Here is a 5,202-nt window from a genome sequence, read left to right as displayed (position 1 = left end):
GCGCTGGACGAGTTGCCCGGGGTGGGCGGCGCCGTAGCGGGTGGAGAACCCAGAGGTGGTGTTGAGGTGGGTAAACCCGCCCATGGCGCGCCTCTCCTCTCCCTCCCCCTTCGACGCGTTGCGTGGTGCACCGTCCCTCCATTCTCGAATATCCGTTCGAGCGCCCGCAGTGTGTGAGATCCCGGTCACGAGTGAGGCGGGTGAGCGTCACCCTCATGCGGGACATCCGCCGCACCTCCTCGCACGACCACGAAGCCCCGCCCATCGGCAGGGGAGTCGCCGCCGGGACCGGGAGGCGACTCCGGCCGGGTGATTTTTCCTCGCGTACGCGTGCGCAGTTCTCAACGAATTGCCCGAACTTGCGTATTTTCAAAAACTCTTGACAGATTTTCAGATGTTCTGTCACCTTCTGTTCCGTGATGGCGGAGCGACCAGGAGAAGGGACTAGCGATGGGACGACGCATGGGATTCGGCCCGGTCCAGCTGGCCAATCACGCGGGCCTGGCCCGGCGGCAGGTCGAACGGGGACGGCTCAAGGGGCTCATCCCGGCTCCGGCCCTGAACTCGGGCCGGTGGTCGAACGAGCAGGCCGACGACGTCAGGGCACGCCGCGACCAGATCATCGAGGTGCTCGGCACGCACCCCGGCTACGGCGCGAGCCGCGGGGCGCAACTGCTGGCGCAGACGCCGCATCTCGCCGGCAAAAAGCTCGAGGTCTGGGCGTGCGACATCGAGCAGCTCGCCGAGCAGGGCCTGCTGGAGTATGTCGGCAGGTTCGAGGGCTACGCGCTGTACGACGAGCTGCAACTGTCCTCCCCCACCTCGCAGATGTGCGCGGCGCTGGAGCAGATCGTGACCGAGCGGGTCGCGTGGCTTCAGGCCTCGGCCCGTACGGACGAGGCGGCCGGCCGGTGTGGCTGGGGGGTCGCCGAGTTCGAGAAGGCCGCCGAGGAGCAAGGCATCGCGGCCGGCCGCTTCGGACGGTGGGCGCTTGAGGACGTCGAGCGGCTCGCCGGCAACGAGGACTTGGGGGCGGACATCCTGTGCACGGATGCTCGGCCCGGAGCCGGCGGCGCAGCACCTGGATATCCGGCGCCAGGGCCTGGAGTACTGCATCGAGGCCGGATGGCCGGCGCCGGTCAGCCACGCGCGGCGCACGGTGTGGTCGGGCGACCGCGGCCACCGGAAGGTCGTCGAGGTGCCGATGTACCGGGTTGGCAACCTGAACGCGCTCAAGGACATCCCCGGGGTGGATCGGGAGGCGGTCCGGGCGACCAAGCCCGGCCGGCCCTCTCCGCTGCGGGCCTTCGCCCCAGTGGCATCGCAGCGGCCACCATCGTCCGCGCCTTCGTCGACGAGCTACGCGAGACCTTCGACCTGCCGGTCTGGGCGCGCTTCGCGAACCTCGACAACCGTTGGCTGATCGACTGGGAGCCGGGTCTGGACGGCGCCCCGTCGCGGGACGACGTCGCCGCGCTGCTCGCCGGCAACCCGGTCACCTCCCGCTTCGCGGACGGCATCCAGCTGCTGAGCAAACAGGGCACAGCCATCCACTGGGCGCGGCGGATGTTGCAACCAGGCGTGGCCTGCGTGCTGGACACCGAGACACACGCCTGGTGGGGCCGGGTCATGGAGATCGCCGTGGTCGATGCGGCCACCGGCGAGGTCCTGCTGGAGAGCCTGGTCAACCCGCAGATCCCGGTGACTGAGGACAGTTTCGACCTTCACAAGATCACTGACGCGATGGTCGCGGACGCGCCGACCTGGGACCAGGTGCTGCCGGAGGTGCTGCGCGTCACCGCCGGACGGAAGATCCTCACCTACGACGCGGAGTACGACAAGACGGTCATCCTGAGTGACTGCCTTCGGGTGGAGGCGGATCCGCAGCACCTGCGGGAGAAGGATCATTGGGGGTGCATCATGCGCCGGCGCTCCGACTGGGAGGGCATGCGCGACTTCCTGCCGCTGGGCGGCGGGCATCGTGCCCTTGAGGACGCGCGTGCCGCGCTCGAGATGCTCACGTCCTTGGCATCGGCCCCGGGATGGGTGCTGGAGCGTCAGGAGGAGAAGGTCAGCGCCTGAGTCGGCTCCGCACGACGCGGGACATGCGAAAGCCCGGCCTGTGCGGTACAGGCCGAGCCTCGCATGTCTGCTGTCAGGACGGATCGGTGGCCGCTCTCGCACCCGAGCCCCTCGGGGTGGACACCGCCTGTCCCCGCCCGCCCCGTACGGTTCATCTGGTACTGCGCCACCAGCGGAGCCGGTCGGCTATGCCATAGACGCCCTGCGGCAGCAGCACACCTCACGCTCCCACGGCAAGCCCCCCAAGTGACGTCAAATCAAACCGACATCGCAAACTCGGTCAGAAGACGACGCCGGACGCCGGGCCGTCCGGTCCGGGCACGGTCGAGGTGTGGAAGTCCGACGGCGGAGCGTGCCCCGGGGTCGAGCCGCCCCGCGGCCCCGAGCCCGCCCGACCGCTACCGCCGCCCCGCAGGAGCCGGAGCCGACCGGCGACGGCCCCGCGGCCCCTCCCGCCGCACCGTCGGCGGACGAGGTGGCCGACCTGCCGAAGAACGCGCTGAGGCTGGTCGAGGCAGCGACCGCGAACGGGTGGGACGTGACCGTCACGGCCAGCCTCGTGCAGGGCACTCGAGCGCTGTGGGGAACCTGGGATCCGCGCTAGGGGCTCACTACGACTTCACCGGCGATCTCGGTTACCTCGACAAGGCCATTGCCGCGTACGAGTGGATATTCTCCGGCTGGCAGAGCGAGGACGATCCGCCCTCGTGGGCGATCATGGTCGGCAACCTCGCCAGCACGCTGGTTCGCGCCCAGGAGGCGGGCGCGGTCCGCCCAGACGTGGCCATGCCGGAAGTGCCGGCACTGATCACGGCCACCTGTCTCGCTGCGGACCGCCAGCAGTGGGACGAGGTCCTGCGCACCCGCACGCTCGCGGTCGTATTCGACGGCCTGCGTCCACAATGACGTGCCGACTCCGGCCGCTCCGATGCCGACTCGCCCGGCTGTCTCACTCGAACCGGCGTTACTGCAACACCTGTTGCGGCTGCTAGCGTCGAGGAAAACCGATGCTGAGCTGCAAAAAGCCCCATGGATCTGCCTTGGGCCACACCTTCTGCCTCCAGAGAACCCGTTGGGCTCGTACTGTCTGCCAGAGGCATCAGCGCAGTGGGGACAGAACGTGCGGCAGGCCTCCGCCCCTGATCACGACAGCGGTCCGATGCGAGGGAGGGCGTGCCGGTGTGCACCCGGACGGCGGGCGAACCGGGGCGGACCGCAGCGGAGTCGTCGCCGAGCTGGGCGACGGCGGTGGTGAAACGTTCGGGGCCCAGGCCGGAGCCGTACCCGGTGCCCCGTCGGGTCCCCTGCAAAGGCGCCGTCCGCAGCCCCGCACAGTGCGGTCGTGGCGCGCCCACGCCCGCCTTGGCCGGTGGATGAGCCCCGGCGGCGGCCGTGCGGCGCCGCCGGGGTTGCCCTTCCGTGTCGCGGCCGCCGCCGGACGGTAGTCGGCGTGAGTCATCCCACCGTCGGGTCAGGCGATCCAGCTGTGGGTGACGGCGAGGACGGCCGAGCCGTCGAGGTCGGTGAGCTTGGTGCCGGTGAAGTCACGGGCCCACTCGGAGGTCTGGATGCGGAAGGCCGGACGCTCCGCGGTGAGCGCCTCCAGCACCGCCTCGGCAGCCTCCGGCGCGGTCTGCATCCCGCTGGAGAGCCGGGGGACGGCACGGTGGGTGTACGCCTGGAGGGCCGGGGCGTACGGGCCGGCAGCGGCGATCTCGGACTCCAGGTCGAGACCGATGTTGTTGATGAACTCCGTGGCCACGCCTCCCGGTTCGACCACGGACACGGTCACGCCGACGGAGGCGGCCACGGGCGCCAGGCTCTCCATGTACCCCTCGACGGCGAACTTGGCTGCGCAGTACGCCTCGTTGAAGGGCTGGCCGACGACGCCGCCGACACTGGTGACGGTGATCAGCCTGCCGCCGGAGGAGCGCAGGTGGGCGAGAGTGGCCTTGGAGACGTTGAGGACGCCGAAGAAGTTGACCTCCATGACCTGACGCACATCTGCGACGGACTCGTTCTCCAGCGTGCCGAGGTGTCCGGTCCCCGCATTGTTGATCACGGCGTCGAGTCGGCCGTAGTCGGCGATGACGCCATCGATCGCGGTCGAAACGGAATGCTCGTCGGTGACGTCGAGCTGCCGGATGTCGAGTTCGGCCCCGGCCTCCGCGGCGGCCTTGCGCAGAGCATCGGCGCGACGAGGGTCGCGCAGGGTGGCGACCGTGCGCCAGCCGGCCCGGGCGGCGGCGACGGCAGCGGCGAGGCCGATACCGGAGGAGGTACCGGTGATCAGAACAACCTTGGAAGACATGGTGAGGCCTTTCATGAGTGCACGCATTTAAGTGCGTGTACACACACCATAAGCGTTGTGTGTGCACACACGCAAGCCGGTATGATCGCCCCATGGCGACAAGAAAGCTCACCCCGGCCGAGATGCCCGAGGCCGACTACGCCTTCTACGGTCTGGTCTGGGCCGGCACCGTGCTCACCGAACGCGTGGACCGCGCCCTGACCACAGCCCACGACCTGCCCGTCTCCTGGTTCGAGGTGCTGTTGTTGCTCGACAACAGCCCCGAGCCGGTCCCTGCCTCAGTACTCGGCAACAGCACCATGCTCAGTCGCAGCCAGGTCTCCCGCGTCCTCGACACTCTCCAGGCACGTGGAGTGGTCACCCGTACGCCGTCCCTCAAGGACGCACGCTCCGTAGAGGTCGCCCTCACCTCGGAGGGCCGTCGCCTCTTCACGGAGGCCGACGCGACCCGGCGCGCCTGCCTGGCCCCCGTCTTCACGGATGTCCTCGACCAGAAGGACCTCGAAGCCCTCAGCTCGGTATGGCGCAAACTCAAGGCCCACAAGGGCGCCTGATACTCCAGCAGCAGACGGCGGCCTCAGCCGCCAAACGACGGAGAGCTGGAGCTCTCGGACAGTGGTTCGCACCTGAAGGGGTCCTTGTCCGTCCAGGCTCGCCAGCAGCGGTGCAGGGTGGTAGCCGGGGCGAGCGAGGAACGGATGGCGCGTAAGGCCCTTGGCCGGCAGGGCGGTTGGGGCTGGCGGGGTGTGGCAGGGCCCCCTCCCTGACCCGTCGACGGGGCACAGGTCCGGCGCGGAAGGGTCCACGGA

At 69.5% G+C, this 5,202-nt stretch carries 4 protein-coding genes; 3 read left to right on the top strand and 1 reads right to left on the bottom strand.

Annotated features, from left to right (window positions below; all coding sequences use genetic code 11):
• Window positions 1-450 precede the first annotated feature (450 nt).
• Together StrepF001_RS44380 and StrepF001_RS44375 are read left to right on the top strand one after the other, a co-directional pair.
• Window positions 451-2,082, top strand: coding sequence for a 3'-5' exonuclease (locus StrepF001_RS44380; protein WP_129803744.1), 1,632 nt, complete (start codon window positions 451-453; stop codon window positions 2,080-2,082).
• 579 nt (window positions 2,083-2,661) lie between these two features.
• The gene (locus StrepF001_RS44375) at window positions 2,662-2,988 is read left to right on the top strand and encodes a hypothetical protein (RefSeq protein ID WP_129803743.1); all 327 of its coding nucleotides are present in this window, start codon (window positions 2,662-2,664) and stop codon (window positions 2,986-2,988) included.
• Window positions 2,989-3,553: 565 nt separating this feature from the next.
• Here the strand turns inward: StrepF001_RS44375 and StrepF001_RS44370 are convergent.
• Window positions 3,554-4,393: an SDR family oxidoreductase gene (locus tag StrepF001_RS44370; RefSeq protein ID WP_129803742.1), complete on the bottom strand. Its 840-nt coding sequence runs from the start codon at window positions 4,391-4,393 to the stop codon at window positions 3,554-3,556.
• Between the two features lie 92 nt (window positions 4,394-4,485).
• On the opposite strand from StrepF001_RS44370, the gene StrepF001_RS44365 reads away from it, so the two are divergent.
• Window positions 4,486-4,947 carry a MarR family transcriptional regulator gene (locus tag StrepF001_RS44365; RefSeq protein WP_129803741.1) on the top strand — a complete coding sequence of 154 codons (462 nt, stop codon included), beginning with the start codon at window positions 4,486-4,488 and terminating at the stop codon, window positions 4,945-4,947.
• The last annotated feature ends 255 nt before the right edge of the window (window positions 4,948-5,202 follow it).

Origin of the sequence: Streptomyces sp. F001 (genome assembly GCF_004187715.1) — a bacterium.
Lineage (GTDB): Bacteria > Actinomycetota > Actinomycetes > Streptomycetales > Streptomycetaceae > Streptomyces > Streptomyces flavusporus.
The sequence above is the reverse complement of the archived record's forward strand: the minus strand, read 5'-3'. Positions and strand labels throughout refer to the sequence as shown.

What these genes read in the sequence shown, in the direction of transcription:
- StrepF001_RS44380 (WP_129803744.1), top strand. Translation starts at nt 451, where the DNA reads ATGGGACGACGCATGGGATTCGGCCCGGTCCAGCTGGCCAATCACGCG.
- StrepF001_RS44370 (WP_129803742.1), bottom strand. Translation starts at nt 4,393, where the DNA reads ATGTCTTCCAAGGTTGTTCTGATCACCGGTACCTCCTCCGGTATCGGC.
- StrepF001_RS44365 (WP_129803741.1), top strand. Translation starts at nt 4,486, where the DNA reads ATGGCGACAAGAAAGCTCACCCCGGCCGAGATGCCCGAGGCCGACTAC.